We start from the raw sequence: 26,374 nt of genomic DNA, 5'->3' as shown, positions 1-26,374 counted from the left end.
AACGATTCGTGTAAATATACACAAATCGTTGATTTTTCGGCTCGTTGCCCATGACACCCACTGCCGAGCGCCAGCTCACCCTCACCGTGCTCAAGGCCGCCATCCAGGCCTTGGGTAGCGTTGCCGCGCGCAACATGGAAATCCTCCTGCACGACCTCGACCACCCCGAGCACTCGGTGGTGGCTGTCGTCAATGGCCACCTTTCCGGTCGCAGCATCGGTAGCCCGATCCTTGCCGCCCCGGAACAGGACCAGGGTTTCAAGGCCCTGATGCAGGCCTCGGCCGACCAGCAGGGTTGTGAGCCGGTGGTGCTGCCCGACTACCCCACTACCCTCAAGGGCCGCACGCTGCGCAGCGCCACCGCGATATTCCGCGACAGCAGCGGGCACCCGTTTGCCAGCCTGTGTGTGAACACCGATGTTACCGGCCTGGACGCGGCCATGCAGTTCCTCCAGCACTTCCAGCCCCTGGGCGCTACGCCGACCGCCACCGAGCCTGCCGACATGGCGCTGCTGATGAGCGAAATCATCCAGGGCGCACTGCAGCGCAACGGCCAAGGGCGAATGAACAAGCAGGCCAAGCTCGAAGCTGTGCGCGTGATGCAGGAGCGTGGCCTGTTCATCGTCAAGGGCGGCGTCGAGAAGGCCGCCAGCGCACTCGGCGTGACCCGCTACACCATCTACAACTACCTCGAACAACTGCGCGGAGCCAGCCTATGACCTTGCACATCCCTACGCCCCTGATCGAATCACGCCCGCTGTCGCTGGCTGCCGGGCGCAACATCTGGCTCAAGCTTGACGCCCTGCAGCCTTGTGGCTCGTTCAAGCTGCGCGGGGTGGGCCACGCCTGCGAGGTTCACTACGCGCGGGGTGCCAGGCACCTGGTGTCGTCCTCGGGGGGCAATGCCGGCCTGGCGGTGGCCTACGCCGGGCGCAAACTGGGGGTGCCGGTGACCGTGGTGGTGCCCGAGACCACCACCGAACGGGCCAAGGAACTGCTGCGCCTGGAAAATGCCAAGGTACTGGTACACGGCAGCTCGTGGCAGGAAGCCAACGAACTGGCACTGACCCTGGTAGGCGCTGGCGATGCCTTCATTCACCCCTTCGACGACCCGCTGCTGTGGGCCGGGCATGCCAGCCTGGTCGACGAAGTGGTTGCGACCGGCTTCAAGCCCGATGCGGTCGTGCTGTCGGTGGGGGGTGGCGGGCTGCTCAGCGGCGTGGTCGAGGGGCTGCAACGCAATGGCTGGGCGGACGTGCCGGTGCTGGCCGTGGAGACGACCGGCGCTGCCTCGCTGCACGCGGCCATGCAAGCCGGGCACACCGTGGCGTTGCCGCGCATTGCCTCGATCGCCGGCTCGCTGGGTGCCAAGCGGGTGGCCGAACAGGCGCTGGCCTGTACGCGTCGGCAACCGGTACACAGCCACCTGGTCAGCGACCGTGCCGCGCTGCAGGCTTGCGAACGCTTTCTGCAAGACCATCGGCTACTGGTGGAGCCCGCCTGTGGCGCCGCGTTGGCGCTGGCCTACGACGCCAGCGCCATGGCGCGTTACCCGAACGTGCTGGTGGTGGTATGCGGGGGTGCTACCGCCACTTTGGAACAGATACAGGCGTGGCTGCGACAGGTCGACTGATACGGGCTGTCATATGTCTGTTTCCTTTGCCGTGTATCACTGAACCCGACACTGCCGGCGACTCTGCCCGGCAGTGGCAGCCACGCAAAGGAAAAATGCCCTGCGCCCTTTCGATCTGCGGCAAGGGAAGGCACAATGCGTGTCCTTTTTTTGGCCGGCCTGGCCGGGGGCCTTTAAATGATCAAGACGCCGTACTACCTCATCGATAAAACCAAGCTGCTCAGCAACATGGAGAAGATCGCCTACGTGCGCGAACACTCCGGTGCCAAGGCACTGCTCGCCCTCAAGTGCTTTGCCACCTGGTCGGTATTCGACCTGATGCAGCAGTACATGGACGGCACCACCTCGTCTTCCCTGTTCGAGCTCAAGCTCGGCCGCCAGAAGTTTGCCGGCGAGACCCACGCCTACAGCGTGGCCTGGGCCGACGACGAGGTCGAGGAAATGCTCGAGAACTGCGACAAGATCATCTTCAACTCGATCGGCCAGCTGCAACGCTTTGCCTACCAGTCCGAAGGCAAGGTGCGCGGCCTGCGCGTCAACCCGCAGGTCAGCAGCTCCGACTACTTGCTGGCCGACCCGGCCCGGCCGTTCAGCCGCCTGGGCGAATGGGACCCGGCCAAGATCGAGCAGGTGATCGGCCAGATCTCTGGCTTCATGTTCCACAACAACTGCGAGAACGGTGACTTCGGCCTGTTCGACAAGATGCTCACGCACATCGAAGAGCGCTTCGGCCACCTGCTGCACCAGGTCGAGTGGGTCAGCCTCGGCGGCGGCATCCACTTCACCGGTGAAGACTATGCAGTAGACGCCTTCTGCGCGCGCCTCAAGGCCTTCGCACAAACCTACGGGGTGCAGGTGTACCTGGAGCCTGGCGAAGCCGCCATCACCAACAGCGCCTCGCTGGAAGTGACCGTGCTCGACACCTTGTACAACGGCAAGCACCTGGCCGTGGTCGACAGCTCGATCGAAGCGCACCTGCTCGACCTGCTGATCTACCGCCTGAACGCCAAGATGGCCCCCAACGACGGCGAGCACACCTACATGGTCTGCGGCAAATCGTGCCTGGCCGGTGACATCTTCGGTGAGTACCAGTTCGACCGCCCATTGGCCATTGGCGATCGCCTGTCGTTCGTAGACACGGCCGGTTACACCATGGTCAAGAAAAACTGGTTCAACGGTTTGAAAATGCCGTCCATCGCGGTCAAGCAACTCGACGGCAGCGTCGAGGTCGTCCGTAAGTTCGGTTTTGAAGACTACGTTTCCAGCCTGTCGTAAGGCAGGCTTCCCAAGTAAGGAGCAACAGGTAAATTGAAGAAGAACGTTCTTATCATTGGTGCAGGAGGTGTCGCCAAGGTGGTGGCCCACAAGTGCGCGCAGCATAACGACGAACTGGGTCGTATCGCTATCGCGTCACGGAACATCTCCAAATGCCAGGCCATCATCGACAGCGTCAAGGCCAAGGGTAGCCTCAAGGTTCCCGCCGACATCCAGGCCTTCTCGCTCAATGCCCTCGATGTCGAGGCGACCAAGGCGCTGATCCGCGAGACCGAGTCGCAGATCGTGATCAACGTCGGTTCCGCCTTCCTCAACATGTCGGTGCTGCGTGCCTGCATCGATACCGGTGTCGCCTACCTGGACACCGCCATCCACGAAGAGCCGGGCAAGATCTGCGAGACCCCGCCGTGGTACGGCAACTACGAGTGGAAACACCTCGAAGAGTGCCAACAAAAGAACATTACCGCCATTCTCGGGGTCGGCTTTGACCCGGGTGTGGTCAACAGCTACGCAAAACTTGCGCAGCAACAGTATTTCGACAGCATTGATTCGATCGACATTCTCGACGTCAATGCCGGCTCGCATGGCAAGTACTTCGCCACCAACTTCGACCCGGAAATCAACTTCCGCGAGTTCACCGGGCAAGTGTGGAGCTGGCAGAACAGCCAGTGGACCAGCAACACCATGTTCGAAGTCAAGCGTACCGACGACCTGCCGGTGGTCGGCTCGCAAAACCTGTACCTCACCGGCCATGACGAAGTTCACTCGATTTCGAAGAACCTCAACGTGCCGAACGTACGCTTCTGGATGAGCTTCGGCGAGCACTACATCAATGTGTTCACGGTGCTGAAAAACCTTGGCCTGCTCAGCGAGCAGCCGGTGAAAACGGCCGAAGGCCTGGAAGTGGTGCCGCTGAAAGTGGTCAAGGCCGTGCTGCCAGACCCGGCCTCGCTGGCCCCGGGCTACACCGGCAAGACCTGCATCGGCGACCTGGTCAAAGGCACCAAGAACGGTCAACCGCGCGAAGTGTTCATCTACAACGTGGCCGACCACGAAGAGGCCTACGCCGAAACCGACAGCCAGGGCATCTCCTACACCGCAGGCGTACCGCCAGTGGCTGCGGCCCTGCTGGTTGCCCGTGGCGAGTGGGATGCCAAACGCATGGTCAACGTCGAGGAGCTGCCAGCCGAGCCGTTCCTCAAGGCGCTGGACGTGATGGGCCTGCCGACCCGCGTCAAGGATGAAAAAGGTGATCGTCCTTGGGACGCTGAAGCCTAAGCGGTAAACAAGAAGGGGCGCCACTGTGGCGCCCCTTCTGCTTTGGCTGGCCGCTTACGCTTCAGTTGGCCTCGGCCGTGAGCTTCGCGCGCTCACCGAGTTTTTTCAGCAATGCCTTGGCCAGGGCCTTGTCCGAGAACGGGTTCTGCCCGGTAATCAACTCGCGATCCACCACCACATTCGGTTGCCAGGGCTTGGCATAACCCATGTCGCCGCCGGCCATCGCCATCGCGTTCGCCGGGTAGAACAACAAGCGCTGGTCGTTGAGCGAACGCTCGAACACCTGCTCCTCCGGGTCAGAGAAGATGGTCATCTTGTAGCCCTGGTACACCCAGTCTTTGGCTGCCGCCGGCTCCCCACGCGCCAGCGCGGCCTGGTAACCGACCGGGTCCTGCTGCGCCGACAGCAAAGCGATCGGGCCGTGGCAGATAGCCGCTGTGGGTTTGCCTGCCTGGTGGAAATGCCGCAACAAGGTGCCGACATCCGGGTTATTGGCCAAGTCGATCAAAGGCGCGTGGCCGCCGGGGATGAACAGCCCGGCATAGCGGTCGAGGTCGCCAGCCAGCACTTCTTTCACCGACAGGGTATCGTCGATGTCTGGCAGGCCCTGCACCACCTTTTCAATCCGGCGCATCTCTGTGGCATCACCGGCGAAATACTGTGGGTCGACGGAGCGCGGATCCACGCGCGGGGCATTACCCTTGGGTGTCACCAGCACCAGGCGGTAGCCAGCCTTGAGCAATTGGTCGGCGGGCACACCGAACTCATTGAGATAATAGCCGGTGGCGTAGTGTTCGCCGTTCTGCAACGGCAGCTGGTGTTCGCTGGACAGCAGCACCAGTACTTCGCCTTTGGGCGCCGATTGGGCACCACCGGCAAGCAACGCGCCGGTGACTGCCAGCGCCAGTGTGGTCGGCTTCTTCATGCGTCAACTCCTGATCAGGCAAGCGCCTGCAATACCAAAGTGGCGGAGCGCAAGGTGTAATTGGCAGCTCCGGGTCAGTCATCACTGGGGGAATCCTACCGCTACGGCTATGATTCGATAATTCTAAAGTGATCATGGCTGCCATTCGGAATATGAATATCGCCAATAAGGACTTGAACCTGCTCTATCTGTTCCATGTGCTTTACCAGGAGCGCAGCGCCACGCTCGCCGCCCAACGTATGGCGCTCAGCCAGCCCGCACTCAGCCACAAGCTCGGCAAATTGCGAGACCAGCTTGGCGACCCCCTGTTCGTGCGTGCGCCCAGAGGGCTTACCCCCACACCGCGGGCGCATGAGCTGGCGCCTGAGGTAGAACGCCTGGTAGCGGGCCTGGAAGGCTTCTATGAACGCTGCGAGGGGCAAGACTTTCTCGCCCGCCCTGCCCGCGTACACCTGTACAGCACCGATTATGTGGAGCAGACACTGCTGCCCAGGCTGTTACCAATACTGCGCAGCCAAGCGCCCAACCTGACGCTGGTTACACACAACACCCGGGGCGCGTTACCCCGAGAAGCGCTGGAAAAAGGCACCTGTGACCTGGCTGTCGCCGGCTTCTACACCGACCTGCCCGACACCTTCCACCAGCAGCGGCTGCTCAGGGAGCAGTTCGTAGTGCTTGCCTCGCGCAGCCATCCAGGCCTGGATAGCGGCCTGGACCTGGACACCTTTCTGGCCAGTGACCATCTGCTCACCACCCTGACCGGTGACCTTGATGGGCTGGTTGATCGCGCCCTGCACAGCCAGGGCAAGCAACGCCGGGTGGTGGCTGGCCTGTCCAGCTTCATCGCACCCATGCGCTTGCTGCGGGGTACCGACCTGCTTTTGACCTGCCTGCGCTCGCTGGCCCTCGAAGCTACCGACCGTGACGAGGACCTGCGCATGTTCCCGCTACCGCTGGAGCTGCCGCCGGTGGAGGTGATGCAGATCTGGCATGCGCGTACCCATGCCGACCCCTTGCGGCGCTGGCTTCGCCAGCAGCTGTGGGCCGTGGCCCAGCAATAGGGATGTTTCTGACGAATGTAGTCGGGTATGGCGCACAACCTCTTGCAATCCGTAAGATCTCAAAATACTGTATGAATATTCAGTACAGCGAGACGCCCTCATGCAACTCATCGCCAAACTCGGTATTCTGGCCGACGCTGCCAAGTACGACGCTTCCTGCGCCAGCAGCGGCGCGCCCAAGCGCAATTCGCGCGGTGGCGATGGCCTGGGTGCTACCAATGGCATGGGTATTTGTCACAGCTATACGCCCGACGGCCGCTGCGTGTCGCTGCTGAAGGTGCTGCTGACCAATTTTTGCCTGTACGACTGCCAGTACTGTGTCAACCGCCGCTCCAGCAACGTGCCTCGGGCACGTTTCAGCCCGGAAGAGGTGGTGCGCCTGACCTTGGATTTCTATCGGCGCAACTGCATCAGCGGCCTGTTCCTCAGCTCTGGCATCATCCGTTCGGCGGACTACACCATGGAGCAGCTGATTCGCGTGGCCCGGCTGTTGCGCGAGGAACACAACTTCCGCGGCTACATCCACCTGAAGACCATCCCCGACGCCGACCCGCTGCTGATCGAAGAAGCCGGGCGCCTGGCTGACCGGCTCAGCGTCAACATCGAACTGCCGACCGACGACAGCCTCAAGCGCCTGGCGCCTGAAAAGCAGGCACACACCATTCGCCAGGCCATGGGCGTCATTCACCAGGGGCAGCAAGCCGTAGCCAATGAACCCAGGGCACCGCGCTTTACCCCGGCGGGGCAAAGTACCCAGGTCATCGTCGGTGCCGACAGCACCGATGACAGCACCTTGTTGCGCAATGCCGAATCGCTTTACCAGGGTTACGGCCTCAAGCGGGTGTACTACTCCGCGTTCAGCCCGATCCCCGACAGCCCAGGCAGCGTGCCATTGGCCGCCCCCCCACTGTTGCGCGAGCACCGCTTGTACCAGGCTGACTTCCTGCTCCGGGGCTATGGCTACAAGGCGGGTGAGCTGCTGGGTCAGCACGGTAACCTGGCACTGGACATCGACCCCAAGCTGGCCTGGGCGCTGGCCAACCGCGAGGTATTCCCCTTGGACGTGAACCGCGCCGAGCCGGCACTGCTGGCACGCATCCCCGGCATAGGCCTGCGCAGCGTGCAGCGCCTGGTGGCCTTGCGCCGGGAACGGCGTATCCGCTATGACGACCTGATTCAGCTGCGCTGCGTGCTGGACAAGGCGCGCCCGTTCATCGTCACCAGCGATTACCGCCCGGCACAGGCCGAACTGCGCAGCGGCTTGCTGCGTGCACGCCTGCGCGAACCGCAGGCACCGGTGCAAATGGGGTTGTGGGGGTGATTGCGCTCGACTGCGACGACCTGTTCGCCACATGGCGTGAACAGGCGCGGGTGTTACTGGGGCATGGCATCGACCCTTCGGAAATCACCTGGAACCAGGGCCCCATGGCGGATTTGCTGGCTGTACCCGCAGCGCTGCCTACCGGCCCTGGCCCCTTCCGGGCCAAAGTCCCGGCCCAATTGTTGGGTCAGTTGGAACTGGCCTCTCGCTACCGTGGCGAGCAACGCTGGAACCTGCTGTACGAAGTGCTGTGGCGTGTCGCCCACGGCGACCGCACCGCAATGCTGGCGGGGGACCGCCTGGGCAGTGAGTTGCAACGGCGCATCAAGCAGGTAACGCGCGAAGCCCATCATTTGCATGCCTTTGTACGCTTCGTGCCGCTGCCCGAAGCGGTGGCTGGGCAGTTGCAACTGGACCTGGTGGCGTATCACGAGCCGGCACATGATGTTCTGCAGAGCGCCAGTGCGCACTTCGCCGACCGCCTGAGCAAGTTGCGCTGGCTGATCGCTACGCCTCAGGATGGCATTCGCTTCGACGGTGCCGGGTTCGACTATCAACGGCGCTGCCCGGCGCAATGGCGGCAGTGGGCGCGCAGTGCCGAGGACCCGGGGGCCGAGCTATGGCGTACCTATTATCGCCATACGTTCAACCCTGCCCGCCTCAACCCTGATGCCCTGCGCCTGCACATGCCGGGGCGGTTCTGGCGGCACTTGCCGGAAGGCATGCTGATACCCCAGCTCGAGGGCTTGGCACGCCAAGGCAAGCAGCGGGACGGCCAGGCGCTGGAAGTGGCTGCGCAGGCCGGCAAAAAGATCAGCAAGACTGGGCGGTGATGCACGCCAGCCATGCAGTGCGCGCAAGTCGCCTCACTCCAGCAACCAGCCTGCATCCCCTTCGTCCAGCACGCCGCCATGATCAGTCCTATCCCCCTTGCGCGCGACAGCAGCCCCCTCGATCAGGAAGTGCTCGGCCCCACTTTCGATTACCGCACCGCAGGTAGTCCGGTCCCCCACCCTGGCCACTGCGCTGCCGTTGAATGTATACCCAGCACTCCCGCTCTCGACCTGGTTAGCGCCATGCAATGGGCAGAGATGTCGATGACCGACAAGCACAACAGGTTTCATCGCGCTTCGCCTACGTGCGGTGCGGTACGTGATTCGCGATCAATCGCCACTGGCCAGTAAACCTTCGGCGCCAGGCAGTGCATGTGGCTCAGGCCATCATCATCATTCCAGTCGCGCGCGGGATGTACGAACTTCGGGAGGGCCTCGGGGCCTTGCTGCATGAACAGTCTGGCGATGGCCCAGTAGGCCTCGCCGTGGTAGAGGTCGTGGCTGAAAAACACGCGGTCAATGACTTCGTTGGTTTCCGGGTTACGGACCGACAGCATGACGTTTTCGATCAGACCGCCGTGGCCGGGGGCGTAGATTCGGTAAACCTCGGCGGTAACGTCATCCCAGTTGTAGGCAACAGGTTTGACGCCCCAGTGTCTGGGGCTGAATAAATACATGTAATGAAATCTGAATTGATAGAGGTAGATTTTTCGGCGTAACCGATTGAAGCGAATGGGCTGGTCTCTTGGAACAGTCAGATCCAACTTGATAAAGCAAAGGATCACCCACAGCGGTAGCACAGGAAATATTACCGTCAAGACATTGGTGACCCAATCATGGGTAAACCCTTCAACCAGCAACCCCCAATACAACCATAGCGCCACGCCTAAGCAGAGCAGCATCGATGGCACACCCAATAATGCTACAACGCCTCGCAAGCTGACTGACTGCCTTGGCAACTCCAGATAGATCGCATCGTAATAGTTGGGTGGGGGTTTGATCCTGTCCAGACACCCACTGACCTTGGGCTCTTCTCCAACATCAGGGAGATCATACCTCCACCCCAACCCGCGCTCACTTAGAGGTGGCGATGTGAGCTTAGTCATTCACACCTCGTCTGGTCATAGCAGCATAGCCATCCACGATCGAGCGATCTGGCCAATACATGACCGAAAGCGTTGCTGCAGTAATTGTGTGCCGCCCTATGACCGGCATAAGCTCGACCACACCCGATATTTCCAACCAACGTCCGGTCACGCCTTCGGTCACTACATGCTTGACTTCTCTGACCACCTCAAACCGTTTTTTGTAGTCAGGAAGTCTAGGCGGTGAATATCGAGAATAACTGGCCATTTTTGAAAGAGACTTTACTAATGAGTTTTCAAACCCCTCAGAAATCAGTGTTTCGCCACCGCTGTATTCGGGGAATGATCCATCCCCGTCACGATGCACAACAAGGGCCCATGAGAAAGCAGAAACATCCTCTCGATGTTTGGGTAATACTATTTTGAAAATCAATTTTTGCTCTATCTCAACATGGACTAACCCACCCATCCTTCTCATGGACTCCCTGGTATCTATCGAAGATGAAAAATGAAGGTTGGCTTTGACGCCAAGCGTAACCGCATTCAACTCAGAAAATGCGATATCTGCATACTCGGGGGCATCCCAATGAATCTTCGGATGTTCGTTGGCCCTACCAAAAAAGCAACGTTTTATCCAGACCTCCAATTCGCTCGACTCTTTTTTGAGAGCGCTTCTGCCCGCAGCATATCCAATAAGCGTAAAGATAATGGCCAAACCCAGCGGCCCGAATGTTGCTGATGTCAAAACTGCGCCTACAAAGGTTAGGGTGCCAGCGGTAAATGCTGCCAGAGACATAACATTCATATTTCGCGCTGTTTTATCTCCTTTGGCGGCAGTTTGTTCAGTAGCGACAACCGCTTGTGCGATATCAAAGACTCCAGCAACCGCGCTGAATATAGCGCCGAGTCGAATTAAAGCCGCCCCAGGAGCCGTTACGTTAAGAGCCCAAGGCGTGCTTGAACCCGCAGCGCCCCTCAACACCAGCCCCACCAATTCGATTTGCCCCCCAAGCACACCCAGTTGCGAACCCTGCAGCGCCAATTTGGCCTCGTACGCCTTAGGCCCAATCTCTGCCTCGGCCTTTTCTTGATTCCTGGTCAGGCTGTCATACTGCAAATACAACCCACCGATCCCGAGTAGCACCTCCCAACTGCCTGCAGCCCCGCGCAGGCCTGAGAAACCGTTACGCACCAGCTGGCTGGCCTGGTGCGCAGTTATCTTCATCCCGTCAAGCAACTTGCGGGCATTGCTGTCGAGGGTGCCTGCCGCGACCGAGATATCCACCATGGCCGCGTGCGCCGCACTGCTCGCCTGAGTCAGCTTGATGCTGGCCGCTTCGACTAACCGGCCATGCACTTGCGCAGCCGTGCCTTCGACCCAGACCGTGACACTGATCACGGTGTTGGTCAGACGAGGGTCGAGCAGCGCAAGGCTCATCAACCCGTGCTGCAGGATCGGCCGGACCTTGCGCATCGCCTTGAGCGAACCAACTTCAAAGTCATCGACACTGCGATACATACGGTCTCTCGCCTCAGCGAGGGAGGCATTTGCGCGGTGCTGCAACTGGCGTAAGTGCGCACTCTGCAAGGCGTAGTACTCGCCCAGCTTCATCTTCACTTCAAGCTCGATCAGGTGCACCCCGTTGTAAAGAAACTGGGTTGCGCTGTTCAGGTGCCGAACAGCGTTGTGAATGCCTGGCCCGAGGCTAGGCGCCAGGCGTTGACTGGCGGCATTCACCGCGCTCTGCGTTTCGGCGATGGCCTGCTTCAAGCTATTTCGCATGCGTAAACCGGCATCGTCGCTGGCGATGACCTTGCTCAACATGCCGAAGAGCTTGTCGCTGTCGTTCCAGTTGATTGCCTGGTCACCTGAAAAACTGGGGAACAGCGCGGCCAGCAAAGCGTTGTCACGCATCAGCAGCGCGCGGTAGGGAGGGCTGTCGGGGTTTTGTAGCCATACCTGCCACAGCCGTTCGCTGGTACCGGCTGGGGGCTGGCGGGGTTCAAGGCTGGCCACCACGGCCTCTGTGACACCACCGCCCAAGCACAGCCCCATGGTCTTGGTATAGGCCACACCGGACTCGCGATCACGGCCGTCATAGTCGTGGCGCTCGGCCACCTTGAACATCGGGGTATCGAATAATGCAACATAGGCCTGCGCGTCCTGGTCGATGTAGCGCTGGAACTCGGCATCCTGCGCCTCGTACTCAGCTTGGAAAGCAGCCCGCTGCGGCTCGTGGTAGCGCTCTTCTAGACGGGCATCACTTTCCAGCTGCGCACGCTCGACCAAACGCTGTCGCTCGACTGCCGGGTCCACGAAAATTGGTGGCCCGTCGCCGGTCACCGGCTGCAGCGACGGCACCCCTTGTGCCGCCCACTCCCGGTGCGTGGCGCGGATCACCTGTACTATCTGCGACGTCTGCAACTGGTACGCGCGTAGTGGGTCCTCACGCCAGACCTGGCGCTTCACTACCCAGCTCAGCCGCTGGTGGTTATATTCCTGGATGAGACCTACGGTGTCGTCCAGCACCAGCGCCAACACACCGTTTGCCAACTGGTGGCGGTCCGATGCATTGACCACGTAACCACGCAGGGCAAACCTGCGCAGCCAACGACTGTGGAAACCATGCACGCTGTCGAACGGTGCGCACGCCTGCTGGCTGTACTCGAACACCTGGGTGTCAACTTGCAACTGGTCGGCCGTCATCGCCAGGCCCAGCAATTGCGGATGGGTACGCGCCTGGGTCAGATCAATCCCAACGAAGCGGTGCCTTGGTGCCACGCCTTGCTTGTAGGCGTTCAGCACGCTCACCGGCCAGGCATCACTGGAAAAGGCCAGCCAGGCACTGTTGTATTTGTCGGTGTCGATCGTGACGAAGGCCGCGGGAATATCGTGGTTTTCCTGCGCACATTTTTCCGGCAGTGGCCCAGGTGGGCCAGCTGGGGGCGCATAGGGGTCAAAGCGTCGCAGATGGCCCTGTGCGCTGACGGCGTAGGCTTGCCAGACCTGCTGGTCAAGCAAGACATACAGGTAGCCCGTGCGTAACGTGCGCAGGCCAGGCTTGGCGCAGATGTGCAAATGCCCCGCCACGGTAGTGACGCACTCCGGTCGGGTATCCGGGACCAGCGCACGGCGCAGGGGCAGAATGGGCAGCCCCTGGCGCTGACAAGCCATGCAGTGGTCATGCGGCAGCCCGGCTTCAGCGACAGCCAGGGCGATTCGTTGACTGATGGTCATGCAAGGCGCTCCGCTTCCGGCAGGAGTTGGATCAGGTGCCGCCAATGCGCCTCGGAGTAGCGGGCAAGCAACGGCGCTAGCGCGCGCTGCTCTTGGCAGGCTACATCTATCAGGCCGCGCACGGCGGCAAGGGAGGTTAGCTGGGGATGAATGCACAGCTGGTGCAGGGCCAGCACCACGATATCTTCCGGGTTGGTCAAGCCCAAGGCGCGTGCTTCCTGGATATGGTTGCCGGCTCGTACAGCCGCAAACGACGGTATCTGACACTGAAAGGTATTGTTCACGCCTGCTCGCAGAGCGCTCAAGCTCCGCAATACGCGCTCGACCAATGCTCCATCCGCTTGCATGCGCCAGGCAGACGCGGGCAGCAGACAGCGCTGCCCGCTCTGCCCCTTGAGGTTCAGCAACTGCCCACTGCTGTTGAGGAACAACCAGCGGCTGATGGGCCACCACGGCGCACGCTCCCCTTGCTTGAACGTTGCCGCAAGCAGCTCCAGGCGTATCGGCTCGTAGACCGGATAGAAGCTCAGTGCCTGGGCCCTGTCGGGTAACCGGCACAAGCGACTGAGGTGAGCTGCGATGTCGGCCGCTGGCTGTTCACTGAACACCCAGCCGCATAGGTAGCGCCTTGGCTGAAACAACCCACGCACGGCTGCCCGGGCGGTCAATTCCAATATTGCGCGGCTGGGCAGCGCGCCGGGCACAGCCAGGCATACCAGTACAGGATGCAGGTGCGGCACATGCGCCAGGTCGGGCCTGGGTACATGCATCAAAGCGCTCGCCCCCAATGCCTCGCGAAGCTGGGCGAGCAAGGCTGGATCGCCTTTGTCCTCGGGCGCGAGGGGGTCGACCAACACATAGCTGTACAGGGTGGGCGCATGCTGCTGTTCGATCACGTGGGCCAGTTCATCAGCCGTCATCAGAGCTTTCCCTCACAGGTGCTGGCAGCGTTCGGCGTCAATGTCAGCGACGTAGCGCTGCCTGCCCCCTGCGCAGTCGCCTGGGTTTGCCCCATCAGGTTCAGTGTCTGGCCATTGAGGGTGATACCGCGCCGGTCCAGCACGATGCAGCCACCTGGGGTTTTCAACTCTATGCGCTCACTGGCATGCAGCTGATACACCGTAGTGCGCTGCTGCATGCCGTTGCCGACTTCGACCCGTTGAGCACCTTTGACCACCAAGGCGCTGTCCTTGCCGACGAGAACCTGCTGACAGCCCAGGGTCGCTTCACTGCGGTTGTTACCGACCTGGTGCGTCAGGTCATGCTTGATCTCGATCTGGCAGTTCTGCCCGATGAACTGGTTGTGGTTGCCCCCGGTTTCCTGGCGATAGTGGTTACCGATGCTAAGTTGCTGATCATTGCCCACCTGCTCCAGCCGATTGCGCCCGACACGCGTGGTTTCGTCGTTGCCGACCACCTTGTTGTAGTCGCGCTGGGCATGAATGAACACCTCCTCCCTGCCCAGTTCATCCTCGAAGCGCAGCTCATTGAAGCCATTGCCCTTGTGGGTCTGGCTCTTGATGGTCATGCGGGTTTTGTGCTCCGGCAGGTCATACGGCGGAAGCTGATCACCGCAGTAGGTACGCCCGATGATCAGCGGCTGGTCGGGGTCGGCATTGACGTACTGGATGATCACGTCCTGGCCAATACGCGGGATGGCCATCGAGCCCCAACTGCCGCCTGCCCAGCTTTGCGAAACCCGGACCCAGCAAGAGCTGAATTCATTGCCCTTGCTCTCCCGATCCCAGGGAAAACTGACCTTGACCCGGCCCCACTCGTCACAGTAGATCTCTTCGCCGGGCGGGCCGACCACGGTGGCCATGTGCGGGCCATCGATACGGGGTTTGGCCAGGGGTGCCGGGCGCCATTCGCGAGTGCCCGGCACCAGCATGGCACGCTGCACGTAGCGGGTGCCCTGGTCGGCGCTGCCTGCCTCTTCCTGCAGGCTGGTGAACTGCACGCCTTCATGGTGCACGCGGATCGGCCGCCAATGCACGTTCAGGTCTGCGCGCGGGTGCCCGACAAGCGTGAAACTCAGCCCTGGTTGCAGGCGCACATCATCGCCCTGCACCTCGGCAACGCGCGCGTCGTGGCGCAGCGCCGCGAGGCGCGTGGCCGTGAACGGTACGCCGACCGCGTCCCGCTTGTAGCGCCCAGGGTAGTCGAAACGCTCGTAGGCCAGCGTTTGATGGGGGATGCTGCTGTCAGCGGCCCGATGCTCCTGGCGGTAGCGCGGGTGGGTGAAGGTGTAGTCCCGCTGCACCTGCCGGGTGCTGCGGACCTGCTCGCTGTAACGCAGGCGCCGCAGGCACGGCACGGCCTGATCACCACCGCTGTTGGCGTGATACAGCACGTGGTCGGGGTCGATATCACCCTCATCTACCGCTTGCGGGTCATCGGCCCGGACCGCGCCGCGGCTGATAGTGCCAAACGCCAGCAGCCGATCGGTAATGACCAGGCGGTGCTGTTGTGGCGTGTGCTCGAAGCGGTAGACAAAGCCTTCTTCGGCTGCCAGCCGGGCGATGAAGTCGAGGTCGGTTTCACCGGCCTGAACGCAGAATTCGCGGACCTGATGCTCGCCGAGGCTCTTGATTTCGAAGCGGTTGATGCCCTGGCGCTGCAACATCAGTTCAATAATCTGCGGCACAGTCTTGTGCTGGAAGATGCGCCAGTTCGAACGCAGCCTGGCGCGGGCCAGTTGCGGCTCGACCAACGCGTGGTAGTAGGTACGAAACATGCCGGTCTCGCCTTGGCTGAAACTGCTGACCAGGCCGTGCACATGGCGCAGCGGCTGCTCGCCACGCCAGACCGTGAACAGCCCGGGCTTGTCGAGCAGCAGGCCGAAGTCGACATCCGCGTCGAAACTGATCAGTTCCAGGTGCAGTTGGAACGGCGCGCTGATGGCCTCTTCGAGTTCGAATGAAACCACTTCGAACTCAACCCGGCCGGCCAAGGCCTCGAAGCTGAACCGCAGATCGGACTGGCTAGGCATGCGGACTCCCGACTACCACCTTGAGACAAGGCTGTCGAGCGACTGCAGCACTCCGGCGCTGCTCAGCGGCCAGGCGAAATCGGTAGCAACAGAAGGCCCCGCGGCCTTGAGGTGGGTGGTGCATGAAGAGGTCCTTGTCTTCCGGCAAACTGAAGACATGAACGCTAGCGGGGAACCGATTCTGCGAGAAGTCCAGCACTTCCCGGCGTAACGTAGGAAATGTCGGCTGAGTTTTCGATGACAGGCGCGCGCCGAGAGACCGAGCGCTGCGCGAGGGCCGCTCGATCTCTGCGAGGCTCGTAAATGTTCTGGGCCGAAGGCGTTCAAAGCTTGAACTGCCCGACCAAGGTCGTCATCTCCCCCACCAGGCCCGACAGCGCCTTGCTCGCAGCGCTGGTCTGCTGCGCCCCGGCCGCCGAATGGTTGGACAGTTCACGGATGTTCAGCAGGTTGCGGTCCACTTCGCGCGCAACTTGCGCCTGCTCTTCGGCGGCGCTGGCGATGACCAGGTTGCGTTCGTTGATTTCGCCAATCGCACTGTAGATACCCTCCAGCACCTGCCCCGAGGCCAGGGTGACGTCCAGGGTCGACTGCGCACGGTGGGTGCTGGCCTGCATCGACGCCACTGCCGCTTCGGTGCCGGCCTGCACGCGGCCGATCATCTGCTCGATTTCCTGGGTCGACTGTTGCGTGCGGTAGGCCAGCGTACGCACTTCATCGGCCACCACGGCAAAGCCGCGGCCCGCCTCCCCGGCACGCGCCGCTTCGATGGCGGCGTTCAGCGCCAGCAGGTTGGTTTGCTCGGAGACCGAGCGGATCACTTCCAGCACCTTGCCGATATCGCGCACCTGCCCCACCAACTGCTCCAGGTGGGTACTGCTGGTCTGGATCTCGCGGGTCATGGCCTCGGTGCCGTCGATATTGTCGCTGACCTGGCGGCGGCTTTGCGTGGCTAGCTGGTTGGACTCACTGGTGGTCTGCGAGGTGCTGATCGCATTGCGTGCAACCTCCTCCACGGCGGTGGTCATTTCGGTCACGGCAGTGGCTGCCTGTTCCAGCTCCAGCCCCTGTTGGCGCAGGTTGTTGGCGCTTTGCTCGGTTACCGCGTCCAGCGCAGTGGCGGCTTCGTCCAGTTGCCGGGCACAGCGGCCGATCTGGCCCAGGGTGTCGCGCTGGCTTTGCTGCATGCGCTGCAACTCGTGGAACAGCTGGCCGATCTCGTTACTGCCTTGTGCCTGCACCGGCACGCTCAGGTCGCCCCCGGCAATACGCTGGAAGTGCTGGCCGGCCTCACGCAGGGGGTGCAGCACTCGCTGGGCGATGAAGCCCCAGCACAGGGCTGCCAGAGCCAAGGTCAGCGCCAGCAGGCCGAGGCTGAGCAACTGCGCACGGGCCAGGCGGCGATCGGATTCGAGCATGATCTGCTGGCCACGCTGGCCCAATTCGCCAACCAGTTGCTGACGTAGCGCCTGCAACCGGCCCATGGCGTTACCGGCGTCGACGTTGACCTTGAAGTATTGCTCCAGCGAGCGCTGGCGGGTGGCCTCACGCTGCCCGGCCACCGCGGCGGCGTATTCGGCGAAGGTCGCCTGCAACTCGGTCGCCAAAGTGCGCAGGGCCGGCTCGCGGCTGTTTTCGACGAATTCGTCGACCAGCTTCTGGCTTTTTTCGTTCAACTCGAGCGACAGTGCCATGCGCTTGGCAGCACTGTCGTCGTGGCCGCCGAGTTGCTCGATGAAGCCCGACGACACGTTGGCGCTGGAACGAATGGCCATCAGCAAGGCATTGTTCAAGCGGTCCGACTGGTGCGCAGTCTGGTCCAGTTCGGTGATCTGCTGGTCACTGCCAACCGCCGCTCGCCAGGCACTGAGGGTGGAAAACAGCAGGGTCAGGCTGAACAGCGACAATACCCAGAACATTCCGGTGCGGATCTTCAAGTTGGCAAGCATGCGGGCAGTACTCCTGGTTGGCACCACTTCTGATCGATGATTCGACGGTGGGTGTGCTGCTATCGGAGCGGCGCGGCGCCGGCTTGAGGGGCTCAGGCATGCTTGTGGGCGGTAACCGAACAGATGTTGCCTGCAAGCGGGGCCTCGCCAAGCAACCCGCGCGGTACCTGGCAGCGCATGCGTTGACGGGCTTGGCCGGGAAAGCCTGGGTTTGCCAGCCAAGCCGCGATGCGGTTAAAGTCGAGCCCTGGCGCTGGCTGCGCCTGCGGTCCGCGCAAAGGGGTTACCCGAGCCATGCGATAACCTGTTTCCATACCAGCTCCAGGCTTGTCGGCGGACCGAGCCTCAAAGGAGTTGGCATGCCCACCATCCATGCATCCCGCCACCATGGCCTGCTCGATCTTGCCGCTTTGCGCAAACGCGCCAAGCGTTTGCTCAACGCCCTGAAGCACCACCAGGCCGACGACGCCCGGGAACAGTTGCGCACCCTTGGCCTGCCTGGCCCCCATTATCGCCTTGCCGATACCCAATGGCTGGTGGCCCGCGAAGCCGGCTTCGCCAGCTGGCCCAAGCTCAAGGCGCATGCCGATGCCGTGGCGTTCGCCGCACGCCAGCCTGGCTTCGCTGCCGATGACGAAGCCGCCGTGCAGCATTGGCGCTGCGGTAACGATATTGCCCACAGCTTGCGGGTTGCGGGGTTTGCCGGCGCTTTCCAGATGTTCGACGACCCCATGGTGATGGGGCCGGTGCCGGCCCTGCCGGAAGATCGGTACTGGCCGGTGCGCAGCGCGTACATACAACAAGCGTTCAACCTCAGCGCCGAGGCTGTCGCCCCGCGCCAGGCTGCCCAACAGGCCGCATTGGCCGGTTTGAACGGCGACAGTCAGCTGGTGCTGTGGTGCGAAGCCGACGCTTACGACCAGTTGTTCCTGATCCGCGTGCTCGCCAGCCTGCCCTGTTTGCCGCGACGCCTGGAGCTGATCGAAATCGACCAGGTCCCTGGCGTAGAGCGCTTCATCGGTATCGGCCAACTGGCCCCGGATCTGCTGGCCTGGCTATGGCCACAACGTCGCGCGCTGGGTGAGGATGCACTGACCTTGGCGCGCCAGGCTTGGGCTGCCTACACCGCCGCTGAACCCCAAGCCTGGGCGGCCCTCGCTGGCCGCCAGCACCGGCCTTTGCCGCTGTTGGGCCGGGCACTGGCGCGCCAGCTGCAAGAGCTGCCTGGCGCCAGCGACGGCTTGAGCCTGACCGAACGCCTGCTGCTGCGCGTTCTGGCATCGCATGGGGAGCTGCCAGCCGGACGCGTGTTTAGCCAACTGATGCAGCACGATGAGCCGCTCCCTTACCTGGGCGACATGATGTTCCATGCCCTGCTGCAGCCGTTGCTCCATACACCCTACCCGCTGCTGTGCGAAGGCCCGGGCGACGCCTGGGCCCATCGGCCATTACGGCTGACCGCACTCGCCGAACAGGTGCTGGCCGGCCAGCGCAACTGGCTCGACCAGCACCCTGCTCAGCGTTGGGTAGGCGGGGTGTGCATCGACGCGGCTGACAAGCCTTGGGTGGTTAGCGAGCAAGGCGAGGTCTGGCGACGACAATAGCGAAGCGGCTTGGCTGCAAGGGTGGGCGGGAACCCTTATTCCGCCAGCACCTCCTCCAGCGCCTGCTCCAGCGTGCTGACGGTGCGCTCGATATGCTGCAGTTTTTCCAGCCCGAACAGGCCAATGCGGAAGGTCTGGAAATCTGCCGGCTCATCGCACTGCAGCGGCACCCCAGCGGCGATCTGCAGCCCGTGGTCGGCAAATTTGCTGCCGTTCTTGATGGCGGCGTCATCGGTGTAGCTCACCACTACACCCGGGGCCTGGAAACCGCTGGCGGCCACGCTCTTGATGCCTTTGCCGGTCAACAGGGCGCGCACCCGCTTGCCGAGGGCCTGTTGCTCGGCGCGCAGTGTGTCGAAGCCGTAGGCGCGCATCTCGTTCATCACGCCGTTGAACCGTGCCAGTGCATCGCTGGGCATGGTCGCGTGGTAGGCATGCCCGCCCTGCTCGTAGGCCTGCATGATCTGCAGCCACTTTTTCAGGTCGCAGGCAAAACTGCTGCTCTGTGTCTGCTCGATGCGTTGCAGGGCCAGGGCACTGAACATCACCAGGGCGCAGCATGGGGAAGCACTCCAGCCCTTCTGCGGCGCGCTGAGCAGCAGGTCGACAGCGCATGTGTGCATATCGACCCACACCGCGCCGGAGGCGATGCAGTCCAGCACGAACAAGCCGCCCACTGCATGCACGGCCTCACCCACCGCGCGCAGGTAGTCGTCGGGCAGCATGATCCCGGATGACGTTTCGACATGCGGGGCAAAGACCACCTGCGGTTTGTGTGCCGCAATCGCCGCCAGCACTTCATCCAGCGGCGGTGGCGCATAGGCTGCCTGGCGCCCGGTTTCCACCGGCCTGGCTTTCAGCACCGTGGTAGCCGCCGGAATGTTGCCCATCTCGAGAATCTGGCTCCAGCGATAACTGAACCAGCCGTTGCGGATCACCAGGCACTGCTGGCCAGTGGCGAACTGCCGCGCCACTGCTTCCATGCCAAACGTGCCACTGCCCGGCACCACGGCCACGCCCTGGGCGTTGTACACCTGTTTCAAGGTGCCGGAGATGTTCTTCATCACGCCCTGAAATGCCTGTGACATATGGTTGAGGGAGCGGTCGGTGTACACCACCGAGTACTCGATCAAACCCTCGGGGTCGACACTGGGATAAAGCTTTGACATGGGCTGGCTCCTTTGGCAGAGACGTCATTGCCCTCGACCCTGCCTCAAGCCCCGGCAAATGACAAGGCGCGGCCGCGGCGGCAGCTCACAAATCCGCTTGGACAATACATATGGAAATACGTATATTCGGATTTCCATATGTAAAGACCCTGCCATGATTACCCCACCTGAAGTGTTCAAATGCCTGGCCGACGAAACCCGTGCCCGCGCCACCCTGCTGATCGCCAGCCTGGGTGAACTTTGCGTCTGCGAGTTGATGTGCGCGCTGAACGACAGCCAGCCGAAGATAAGCCGCCACCTGGCCCAGCTACGCAGCAGTGGCCTGTTGCTGGACCGACGCCAGGGGCAATGGGTGTATTACCGCCTCAACCCGGACCTGCCCACTTGGGTCAACGCGGTTCTGCAGGCGACGCTACAGGCCAACGAGCAATGGTTGGCACACAACACCCAACGCCTGCAGAACATGGATGGCCGCCCTGTCCGGGGCTCTGCCTGCTGCTGATCAACAACGAGAAACAACCCTATGCTGGTCGCCATTGCAGTCTTCGTTTTCACCCTTACCCTGGTCATCTGGCAGCCCAAAGGGCTTGGCGTTGGCTGGAGCGCCGCGCTCGGCGCGGTCATCGCCCTTGCCACAGGTGCCGTTTCGCTGCACGACATCCCGGCGGTCTGGGGCATTGTCTGGAACGCCACGTTCACGTTCATCGCCGTCATCATCATCAGCCTGCTGCTCGACGAAGCCGGGTTTTTCGAATGGGCAGCCCTGCATGTGGCGCGCTGGGCGAATGGCAGCGGCTACCGCCTGTTCGCCTTCTGCATACTCCTCGGTGCTGCCGTGTCGGCATTGTTCGCCAACGACGGTGCGGCGCTTATCCTCACCCCCATCGTCATGTCGATGCTGCTGGCACTGCGTTTCTCGCCGGCTGCGACGCTGGCTTTCGTCATGGCCGCCGGCTTTATCGCCGATACCGCCAGCCTGCCGCTGGTTGTCTCCAACCTGGTGAACATCGTTTCGGCCGATTACTTCGGGTTGGGCTTCGCCGAGTACGCTTCGGTGATGGTGCCGGTGAACCTGACCAGCGTCGCCGCGACGCTGGTGGTACTGTCGCTGTACTTTCGCCGTGACATACCGCAGCACTACACCGTTGCAGCCCTGAAAACGCCCGGCGAAGCGATCCACGACCGTGCCACCTTCACGGTCGGGGGTTGGGTGTTGCTGGCGTTGCTGGTGGGCCTGTTCGCCCTTGAACCACTGGGCATTCCGATCAGTGCAGTGGCAGCCGTGTGTGCCGCCCTACTGTTCGCGGTCGCCGCGCGCGGGCAGCGCATTGCGACCCGCCGCGTGCTGCGCGAGGCCCCTTGGCAGGTGGTGATTTTCTCGCTCGGCATGTACCTGGTGGTCTACGGGCTGAAAAATGCCGGCCTGACCGACATGCTCACCCAACTGCTCGACCGCCTGGCGCAACAAGGGCTGTGGAGTGCCACCCTGGGCACCGGCGTGATCGCAGCGTTGCTGTCTTCGGTCATGAACAACATGCCCAGCGTGCTGGTCGGCGCGCTGTCCATCCAGGCCAGCGAAGCGCAAGGCCTGGTGCGCGAGGCGATGATCTACGCCAATGTGATTGGCTGCGACCTGGGCCCGAAAATCACCCCTATCGGCAGCCTGGCAACACTGCTCTGGCTACATGTGCTGGCGCGCAAAGGCGTGCGTATAACCTGGGGTTACTACTTCAAGGTCGGCATTTTGCTGACCCTGCCCGTGCTGTTGATCACCCTTTCGGCTTTGGCACTGCGCCTTAGCCTCTGATAGTCCGCCAGCAAGCGGAGGAGCCCCCATGCGAGTTCTGTTCATGTGCACGGCCAACAGCTGCCGCAGCATCCTTTCCGAGGCCGTGTTCAATCACCTGGCGCCTGACGGCTTTGAAGCCGTCAGTTCCGGCAGTTTTCCCAAGGGCCAGGTGTTGCCTCGCAGCCTGACCACCCTGCAGCAGGCCGGCATTTCGACCCAGGGCCTGAGCAGCAAGGGTAACGAGGCATTCGAGGGGTGCCCGCCCGACATCGTGGTCACCGTGTGCGACAAGGCCGCCGGCGAAGCCTGCCCGGTGTACTTCGGCACGGCACTGAAGGCGCACTGGGGCCTGGAGGACCCGTCCGATGTAGAGGGCGATACAGCGACCGTCGCCGCGGCTTTCCACGCCACGCTGGCGCGGATTACAGCCCGTTGCCAGGCATTCTTCGCCCTGCCCTTCGACACGCTGCAACGCGATCAGCTCCAGCAAGCGCTCGATCACATTGGTGCGCTTTAAGCATGACGGGCTGGAGGTCGCCGCGGCGGCGTAGGCCGCGTCCGATACGTGCGTCTCACTGACCCGGGTCACTTCCTCTGCCCCGGCCAGGGCCGAGCGCTCCTGCGCCGAGAACAGGTACTGCGCTTCATGCCAGACCGGCACCAACAGCAGTTTATCCACCGACATGCCCGTCTTGAGCAGATCACGCGAATGCACGTCAATGCAGTGCGCACAACCGTTGAGTAGGGGCACCCGCAGAAAAACCAGATGAATCAAGGGTGCCGGTAGATCGGTCTGCATTGTCAAGAACTGATGCAACCCAGTGAGGGCTTTGGCGGCCCCAGGCGATGCGGTAAACCAGTTCAGGCGACTCATGCGTGCTGCCCCTGCGGTAGCGGCTTGGAAGACGCGGCGAAGAACCCTTGCACTTCAGCCTGTGCAGCAGCCCTGGCCGCTTGCAGAAACTCCGCCCCTCTGGCGGTGCCCTCGAGGGTGAAGTAATTGACCTGCTTTAGGCCAATCGTGGCAAGTACGGCGGACAGGTATGGCCGGAGAAAGTCGGGTTGGCGGGCATTCGGCCCGCTGATGTAGCCCCCGGAGGCTACGGCCACATAAACCGGCCGATCCACCACCGTGCCCACCTTGCCTGCCGCGGTGCTCAGGAACGTGATGCCGACCCGTACCACGTGATCGATCCAGGCCTTGAGCGGTGCTGGCACGCTGTAGTTATGCATTGGCGTGGCAATCAGCAGCAGGTCGCAGGCCTGCAACTGGCCAATCAGTTCGTCGGAACGGTTCAATGTGCCGTCTTGCGCTACGGCTTCAGGCCCTTCCGGGTTGGCCAGGGCCTGGGCATATCCGGCGTCGACGGGCGCCAGGTCATTGAGGTCGAAATCGGTGACCTGGATACCGCGTCTGCCAGCCTGCACGGCCAAGCCGAGCAGTATGTGCTGGGACAGTTTGAAGCTTTCTGATGCCTGACCGTTCGGGCTGGCGATCAGGCGAAGAATGCGCAAAGGCGCCCTGGGCTGCTCTGACGACGTCATGAAGTTACCTCGATGAGAGACGTGCTGCCGCTCAAGGCGCAGCGAACTGTTTTTGGAAGCGCGTGGCACTGTTGTGCAGGCCTTCACGGGAATAGAAGTGTTGGGCGCGGGTATTGGCCAACCCGGTATCGAGCACGAGGCGCGCACACCCCGTGGTCTGGGCCAACCGCTGCAAGGCAGCCAGCAATCGTGCGCCCCACTGCTGGCCACGCTGCGTTTCGGCGGTGACCAGGTCGTCCACATACAGGAACCGCCCGTAGACCAGGTTTTCCTGAAGGCGGTAACCTGCCAGCGCCACGAGTTGGCCTGAGTCGAAGCCCCCGAGCAGCCGATAGCCTTCAGCGCGCATACGCTGGACGCGGCCGATGAAGTCGGCCTCGCCAGCCAGGTGCGGGCGCAGTTGCTGCATGACCGGGAACGCGAGATGCAGGTCATTCTCGCCGTCCAGATGGCGCAAGTCCGAATCAGCCAGGTCAAGCTCGCGCGGGACTGAGGGGGTCGGGGTGAACGTCATGGTGGCAAAGCTCGCTCGATGGGTGACGGGGCTATGATGAACCACGTTCAACCCATTTGAATGAGCCAAGAAAGGGTATATGAACTAGGCCATGATGACGTTTTCTTCTCCATCCTTCGCACCGCTCGATGAGCGCTCCGCCGCGCCGCTCTACCGGCAACTCTACAACCGTGTGCTCGCCGCGATAGCAGCAGGCACCTTGGCGCCGGGTGACCGCTTGCCGTCTGCGCGGGCCATGGCCAAGGAGCTGGGGGTGGCACGTGGCACCGTCGAGCTTGCCTATTCGTTGCTCACCAGTGAGGGCTACCTGCTGGCCCTTAAGCAGAAAGGCACCGTGGTCAACCCTGAGCTGCGCCCGCCCGCAGCCGCGGCGACAGTACAGCCCCCGGCCAGTGATGGTCCCGAGGACACGGACGCCCTGCAGCGCCCGCCACAGCTTTTGCCATTTCAACTGGGCTTACCAGCGATGGATGCCTTCCCGCGCAAGATCTGGGCGCGCCTGGGTGCTCGCTACCTGCGCGGGATGCAGCCGGGTGACCTGGACTACCCGCCGCCCCTCGGGCTGCCAGCACTGCGCAGCGCGATTGCCTCGTACCTGCAGATGTCGCGCGGCATCGCTTGCACGGCCCAGCAGGTGTTCATCACCAGCGGTTGGCGCAGCAGCCTGTCGCTGGTGGCGCAGACGTTGTTGCGCAACGGCGAGCGTGCCTGGGTTGAAGACCCGGGTTATCCGGTCACGCGCCAGGTACTGCGCCAATTCGGGCTTGAACTGGAGGGGGTGGCAGTGGATGCCGAGGGCATGAATGTCGAGCAGGCTATCGCCAACGCCAGGGCGGCGCAGGTCGCCATGGTCACACCGGGCCATCAGAGCCCCCTGTCCATGGCCTTGTCGCTGCCGCGACGGCAACTGCTGCTGGACTGGGCCGCCAGCACCGGGGCCTGGATCGTGGAGGACGACTACGACAGCGAGTACCGCTATGTCGGCCGCCCGCTCCCGCCGCTTGCCAGCCTTGATCGCCATGGGCGGGTGCTGTATGCGGGCACCTTCAGCAAAATGCTGTTCCCCGGTATCCGCCTGGCCTACCTGGTGGTGCCCCTGGCTCAGGTTGCAGCGTTCGAGCGGGTCGCCCACGCACTGTTTTCCGGCGGTTCACCCTCGATGACCCAGGCCCTGGTGGCGCAGTTCATTGCCGAGGGCCATTTCACCCGTCATATCCAACGTATGCGCCGGCTCTACAACGAACGCCGGGCCTTGACCGTCGGCGCACTGGAGCGGAGCTTGCCCAAAGGTTGGCATGTCGAGCGGTCTCCAGGCGGCATGCATTTGCTGCTGCGCCTGCCGCAGGGGGTAAGTGACACCCTCCTGGCGGAGCAATTGCTGGCCAAGGGGATCGCGGTACAGGCCCTGTCGCGCTGGCATCTGGCGCTTCCCCGCCGTTCAGGGCTGCTGCTGAGCTTCACCAATTGTGCCAGCGCTGCCCAGGCTGAGCAGCTCGGCGCATTGATCAGCGAGAAGCTAAGCCTCTCGCCGCGGCCCCTCGCACCGGCTGCAAATCTTCTGGCAAACAACCGTGAGCCCTGATGCGTTCTGTGGGCAGGGCTAGCTCGCCGACGAAGACGCTCAGGCGGAAGATCACTTACAGCCCGAGCTCGCTCAGCCCAGGGTGGTCATCCGGGCGGCGGCCCAATGGCCAGTGGAACTTGCGCTCGCTTTCCTTGATAGGCATATCGTTAACGCAGGCGAAGCGACGGTGCATCAGGCCATCCGCTTCGAATTCCCAGTTCTCGTTACCGTAGGAGCGGAACCAGTTACCGGAATCATCATGCCACTCGTAGGCGTAACGCACGGCGATGCGGTTATCGGTAAACGCCCAGAGCTCTTTGATCAGGCGATAATCCAGCTCTTTTTTCCACTTGCGGGCCAGGAAACCTTTCGCTTCTTCGCGGTTGGTGGCGAACTCAACGCGGTTACGCCATTGGGTATCCAGCGTATAGGCGTGCGAGACTTTCTCCGCGTCGCGGCTGTTCCAGCCATCTTCAGCGAGTCGAACTTTCTCGATGGCTGTTTCACGGGTAAAAGGTGGAAGTGGCGGCCGAGTTTGGGCATTGGACATGATCATGACTCCAGTCGAGTTGGGCAGCAAAGTGTGATTACAACTTCAG

The 26,374-nt window shown here is 62.3% G+C and carries 23 protein-coding genes and 1 pseudogene; 12 read left to right on the top strand and 12 right to left on the bottom strand.

Features of this window, described 5'->3' with window-relative positions; translation table 11 throughout:
• Positions 1–50 precede the first annotated feature (50 nt).
• The 4 genes from AACG97_RS11805 to AACG97_RS11790 all read left to right on the top strand — a co-directional run bounded on the left by AACG97_RS11805 (position 51) and on the right by AACG97_RS11790 (position 4,186).
• Positions 51–719 (top strand): helix-turn-helix transcriptional regulator, encoded by a 669-nt coding sequence (locus AACG97_RS11805; RefSeq protein ID WP_397459947.1) that lies wholly within the window; start codon positions 51–53, stop codon positions 717–719.
• Positions 716–1,633: a pyridoxal-phosphate dependent enzyme gene (locus tag AACG97_RS11800; RefSeq protein WP_125854399.1), complete on the top strand. Its 918-nt coding sequence runs from the start codon at positions 716–718 to the stop codon at positions 1,631–1,633. The genes AACG97_RS11805 and AACG97_RS11800 overlap by 4 nt, the downstream gene beginning before the upstream one ends.
• A 177-nt stretch (positions 1,634–1,810) precedes the next feature.
• On the top strand, positions 1,811–2,908 hold the full coding sequence (locus AACG97_RS11795; protein ID WP_197885830.1) for a carboxynorspermidine decarboxylase: 1,098 nt from the start codon (positions 1,811–1,813) through the stop codon (positions 2,906–2,908).
• 33 nt (positions 2,909–2,941) lie between these two features.
• Positions 2,942–4,186, top strand: a complete 1,245-nt coding sequence (locus AACG97_RS11790) for a saccharopine dehydrogenase family protein (RefSeq protein ID WP_054903974.1) — start codon at positions 2,942–2,944, stop codon at positions 4,184–4,186.
• A 61-nt stretch (positions 4,187–4,247) separates the two neighbouring features.
• Here the strand turns inward: AACG97_RS11790 and AACG97_RS11785 are convergent, their stop codons facing one another.
• Positions 4,248–5,111, bottom strand: coding sequence for a type 1 glutamine amidotransferase domain-containing protein (locus AACG97_RS11785; protein ID WP_197884855.1), 864 nt, complete (start codon positions 5,109–5,111; stop codon positions 4,248–4,250).
• A 152-nt stretch (positions 5,112–5,263) separates the two neighbouring features.
• Between AACG97_RS11785 and AACG97_RS11780 the strand changes: the two genes are divergently transcribed.
• From AACG97_RS11780 to AACG97_RS11770, 3 genes are all read left to right on the top strand, one after another.
• Positions 5,264–6,172, top strand: coding sequence for a LysR family transcriptional regulator (locus tag AACG97_RS11780; protein ID WP_197884854.1), 909 nt, complete (start codon positions 5,264–5,266; stop codon positions 6,170–6,172).
• Between the two features lie 100 nt (positions 6,173–6,272).
• Entirely contained in the window at positions 6,273–7,493 is a 1,221-nt protein-coding gene (locus AACG97_RS11775; RefSeq protein WP_009686599.1) for a putative DNA modification/repair radical SAM protein, read from the top strand.
• Positions 7,484–8,326 carry a TIGR03915 family putative DNA repair protein gene (locus AACG97_RS11770; RefSeq protein ID WP_197884853.1) on the top strand — a complete coding sequence of 281 codons (843 nt, stop codon included), beginning with the start codon at positions 7,484–7,486 and terminating at the stop codon, positions 8,324–8,326. The genes AACG97_RS11775 and AACG97_RS11770 overlap by 10 nt, the downstream gene beginning before the upstream one ends.
• A gap of 33 nt (positions 8,327–8,359) precedes the next feature.
• Here AACG97_RS11770 and AACG97_RS11765 read toward each other — a convergent pair whose 3' ends face one another.
• The 6 genes from AACG97_RS11765 to AACG97_RS11740 form a co-directional block, all read right to left on the bottom strand.
• Positions 8,360–8,617, bottom strand: a complete 258-nt coding sequence (locus AACG97_RS11765; protein ID WP_009686597.1) for a PAAR domain-containing protein — start codon at positions 8,615–8,617, stop codon at positions 8,360–8,362.
• Positions 8,614–9,432 carry a DUF6708 domain-containing protein gene (locus tag AACG97_RS11760; RefSeq protein ID WP_225785591.1) on the bottom strand — a complete coding sequence of 273 codons (819 nt, stop codon included), beginning with the start codon at positions 9,430–9,432 and terminating at the stop codon, positions 8,614–8,616. The genes AACG97_RS11765 and AACG97_RS11760 overlap by 4 nt, the downstream gene beginning before the upstream one ends.
• Entirely contained in the window at positions 9,425–12,649 is a 3,225-nt protein-coding gene (locus tag AACG97_RS11755) for a T6SS effector BTH_I2691 family protein (RefSeq protein ID WP_197884852.1), read from the bottom strand. Before AACG97_RS11755 ends, AACG97_RS11760 begins: the two co-directional genes overlap by 8 nt.
• Complete coding sequence (locus AACG97_RS11750) at positions 12,646–13,569, bottom strand: hypothetical protein (RefSeq protein WP_197884851.1); 924 nt, start codon at positions 13,567–13,569, stop codon at positions 12,646–12,648. Before AACG97_RS11750 ends, AACG97_RS11755 begins: the two co-directional genes overlap by 4 nt.
• Complete coding sequence (locus tag AACG97_RS11745; protein ID WP_232554981.1) at positions 13,569–15,641, bottom strand: type VI secretion system Vgr family protein; 2,073 nt, start codon at positions 15,639–15,641, stop codon at positions 13,569–13,571. The genes AACG97_RS11750 and AACG97_RS11745 overlap by 1 nt, the downstream gene beginning before the upstream one ends.
• A 323-nt stretch (positions 15,642–15,964) precedes the next feature.
• A complete protein-coding gene (locus AACG97_RS11740; RefSeq protein ID WP_197884849.1) occupies positions 15,965–17,590 on the bottom strand; it encodes a methyl-accepting chemotaxis protein in 1,626 nt (541 codons plus the stop codon).
• 359 nt (positions 17,591–17,949) lie between these two features.
• Between AACG97_RS11740 and AACG97_RS11735 the strand changes: the two genes are divergently transcribed.
• Complete coding sequence (locus tag AACG97_RS11735; protein WP_225785593.1) at positions 17,950–19,194, top strand: DUF1835 domain-containing protein; 1,245 nt, start codon at positions 17,950–17,952, stop codon at positions 19,192–19,194.
• Between the two features lie 35 nt (positions 19,195–19,229).
• Here the strand turns inward: AACG97_RS11735 and AACG97_RS11730 are convergent, their stop codons facing one another.
• Complete coding sequence (locus AACG97_RS11730; protein ID WP_197884847.1) at positions 19,230–20,363, bottom strand: aminotransferase class V-fold PLP-dependent enzyme; 1,134 nt, start codon at positions 20,361–20,363, stop codon at positions 19,230–19,232.
• Positions 20,364–20,517: 154 nt separating this feature from the next.
• Here AACG97_RS11730 and AACG97_RS11725 point away from each other — a divergent pair, with 154 nt between their 5' ends.
• Genes AACG97_RS11725 through AACG97_RS11715 form a run of 3 tightly spaced genes read left to right on the top strand, consistent with a single transcriptional unit; the run spans position 20,518 to position 22,669 of the window.
• Positions 20,518–20,865: a metalloregulator ArsR/SmtB family transcription factor gene (locus AACG97_RS11725; RefSeq protein ID WP_029885761.1), complete on the top strand. Its 348-nt coding sequence runs from the start codon at positions 20,518–20,520 to the stop codon at positions 20,863–20,865.
• Between the two features lie 21 nt (positions 20,866–20,886).
• Entirely contained in the window at positions 20,887–22,170 is a 1,284-nt protein-coding gene (locus AACG97_RS11720; RefSeq protein ID WP_197884846.1) for an arsenic transporter, read from the top strand.
• Between the two features lie 28 nt (positions 22,171–22,198).
• Entirely contained in the window at positions 22,199–22,669 is a 471-nt protein-coding gene (locus tag AACG97_RS11715; protein WP_197884845.1) for an arsenate reductase ArsC, read from the top strand.
• An 84-nt stretch (positions 22,670–22,753) separates the two neighbouring features.
• On the opposite strand, the pseudogene AACG97_RS11710 reads toward AACG97_RS11715, so the two are convergent.
• The 3 genes and pseudogenes from AACG97_RS11710 to AACG97_RS11700 all read right to left on the bottom strand — a co-directional run.
• Positions 22,754–23,026 (bottom strand): annotated as a pseudogene (locus AACG97_RS11710) (carboxymuconolactone decarboxylase family protein); the annotation flags it as partial.
• Complete coding sequence (locus AACG97_RS11705) at positions 23,023–23,697, bottom strand: FMN-dependent NADH-azoreductase (protein ID WP_132475297.1); 675 nt, start codon at positions 23,695–23,697, stop codon at positions 23,023–23,025. The gene AACG97_RS11705 and the pseudogene AACG97_RS11710, both read right to left, overlap by 4 nt.
• A gap of 31 nt (positions 23,698–23,728) precedes the next feature.
• Positions 23,729–24,211: a GNAT family N-acetyltransferase gene (locus AACG97_RS11700; protein ID WP_197884844.1), complete on the bottom strand. Its 483-nt coding sequence runs from the start codon at positions 24,209–24,211 to the stop codon at positions 23,729–23,731.
• A gap of 91 nt (positions 24,212–24,302) precedes the next feature.
• Here AACG97_RS11700 and pdxR point away from each other — a divergent pair, with 91 nt between their 5' ends.
• Complete coding sequence (gene pdxR / locus AACG97_RS11695; RefSeq protein WP_197884843.1) at positions 24,303–25,793, top strand: MocR-like pyridoxine biosynthesis transcription factor PdxR; 1,491 nt, start codon at positions 24,303–24,305, stop codon at positions 25,791–25,793.
• Between the two features lie 55 nt (positions 25,794–25,848).
• Here pdxR and AACG97_RS11690 read toward each other — a convergent pair whose 3' ends face one another.
• On the bottom strand, positions 25,849–26,325 hold the full coding sequence (locus AACG97_RS11690; RefSeq protein ID WP_029885754.1) for a nuclear transport factor 2 family protein: 477 nt from the start codon (positions 26,323–26,325) through the stop codon (positions 25,849–25,851).
• Between the last annotated feature and the right edge of the window lie 49 nt (positions 26,326–26,374).

Origin of the sequence: Pseudomonas sp. Nvir, assembly GCF_963778085.1 — a bacterium.
GTDB classification, from domain to species: Bacteria; Pseudomonadota; Gammaproteobacteria; order Pseudomonadales; family Pseudomonadaceae; genus Aquipseudomonas; species Aquipseudomonas juntendi.
The sequence above is the reverse complement of the archived record's forward strand: the minus strand, read 5'-3'. Positions and strand labels throughout refer to the sequence as shown.

Excerpts from the sequence above, each read along its gene's own strand:
- AACG97_RS11805 (WP_397459947.1), top strand. The coding sequence starts at position 51 with ATGACACCCACTGCCGAGCGCCAGCTCACCCTCACCGTGCTCAAGGCC.
- AACG97_RS11800 (WP_125854399.1), top strand. The coding sequence starts at position 716 with ATGACCTTGCACATCCCTACGCCCCTGATCGAATCACGCCCGCTGTCG.
- AACG97_RS11795 (WP_197885830.1), top strand. The coding sequence starts at position 1,811 with ATGATCAAGACGCCGTACTACCTCATCGATAAAACCAAGCTGCTCAGC.
- AACG97_RS11785 (WP_197884855.1), bottom strand. The coding sequence starts at position 5,111 with ATGAAGAAGCCGACCACACTGGCGCTGGCAGTCACCGGCGCGTTGCTT.
- AACG97_RS11780 (WP_197884854.1), top strand. The coding sequence starts at position 5,264 with ATGAATATCGCCAATAAGGACTTGAACCTGCTCTATCTGTTCCATGTG.
- AACG97_RS11775 (WP_009686599.1), top strand. The coding sequence starts at position 6,273 with ATGCAACTCATCGCCAAACTCGGTATTCTGGCCGACGCTGCCAAGTAC.
- AACG97_RS11765 (WP_009686597.1), bottom strand. The coding sequence starts at position 8,617 with ATGAAACCTGTTGTGCTTGTCGGTCATCGACATCTCTGCCCATTGCAT.
- AACG97_RS11760 (WP_225785591.1), bottom strand. The coding sequence starts at position 9,432 with ATGACTAAGCTCACATCGCCACCTCTAAGTGAGCGCGGGTTGGGGTGG.
- AACG97_RS11755 (WP_197884852.1), bottom strand. The coding sequence starts at position 12,649 with ATGACCATCAGTCAACGAATCGCCCTGGCTGTCGCTGAAGCCGGGCTG.
- AACG97_RS11750 (WP_197884851.1), bottom strand. The coding sequence starts at position 13,569 with ATGACGGCTGATGAACTGGCCCACGTGATCGAACAGCAGCATGCGCCC.
- AACG97_RS11745 (WP_232554981.1), bottom strand. The coding sequence starts at position 15,641 with ATGCCTAGCCAGTCCGATCTGCGGTTCAGCTTCGAGGCCTTGGCCGGC.
- AACG97_RS11740 (WP_197884849.1), bottom strand. The coding sequence starts at position 17,590 with ATGCTTGCCAACTTGAAGATCCGCACCGGAATGTTCTGGGTATTGTCG.
- AACG97_RS11735 (WP_225785593.1), top strand. The coding sequence starts at position 17,950 with ATGCCCACCATCCATGCATCCCGCCACCATGGCCTGCTCGATCTTGCC.
- AACG97_RS11730 (WP_197884847.1), bottom strand. The coding sequence starts at position 20,363 with ATGTCAAAGCTTTATCCCAGTGTCGACCCCGAGGGTTTGATCGAGTAC.
- AACG97_RS11725 (WP_029885761.1), top strand. The coding sequence starts at position 20,518 with ATGATTACCCCACCTGAAGTGTTCAAATGCCTGGCCGACGAAACCCGT.
- AACG97_RS11720 (WP_197884846.1), top strand. The coding sequence starts at position 20,887 with ATGCTGGTCGCCATTGCAGTCTTCGTTTTCACCCTTACCCTGGTCATC.
- AACG97_RS11715 (WP_197884845.1), top strand. The coding sequence starts at position 22,199 with ATGCGAGTTCTGTTCATGTGCACGGCCAACAGCTGCCGCAGCATCCTT.
- AACG97_RS11705 (WP_132475297.1), bottom strand. The coding sequence starts at position 23,697 with ATGACGTCGTCAGAGCAGCCCAGGGCGCCTTTGCGCATTCTTCGCCTG.
- AACG97_RS11700 (WP_197884844.1), bottom strand. The coding sequence starts at position 24,211 with ATGACGTTCACCCCGACCCCCTCAGTCCCGCGCGAGCTTGACCTGGCT.
- pdxR (WP_197884843.1), top strand. The coding sequence starts at position 24,303 with ATGATGACGTTTTCTTCTCCATCCTTCGCACCGCTCGATGAGCGCTCC.
- AACG97_RS11690 (WP_029885754.1), bottom strand. The coding sequence starts at position 26,325 with ATGTCCAATGCCCAAACTCGGCCGCCACTTCCACCTTTTACCCGTGAA.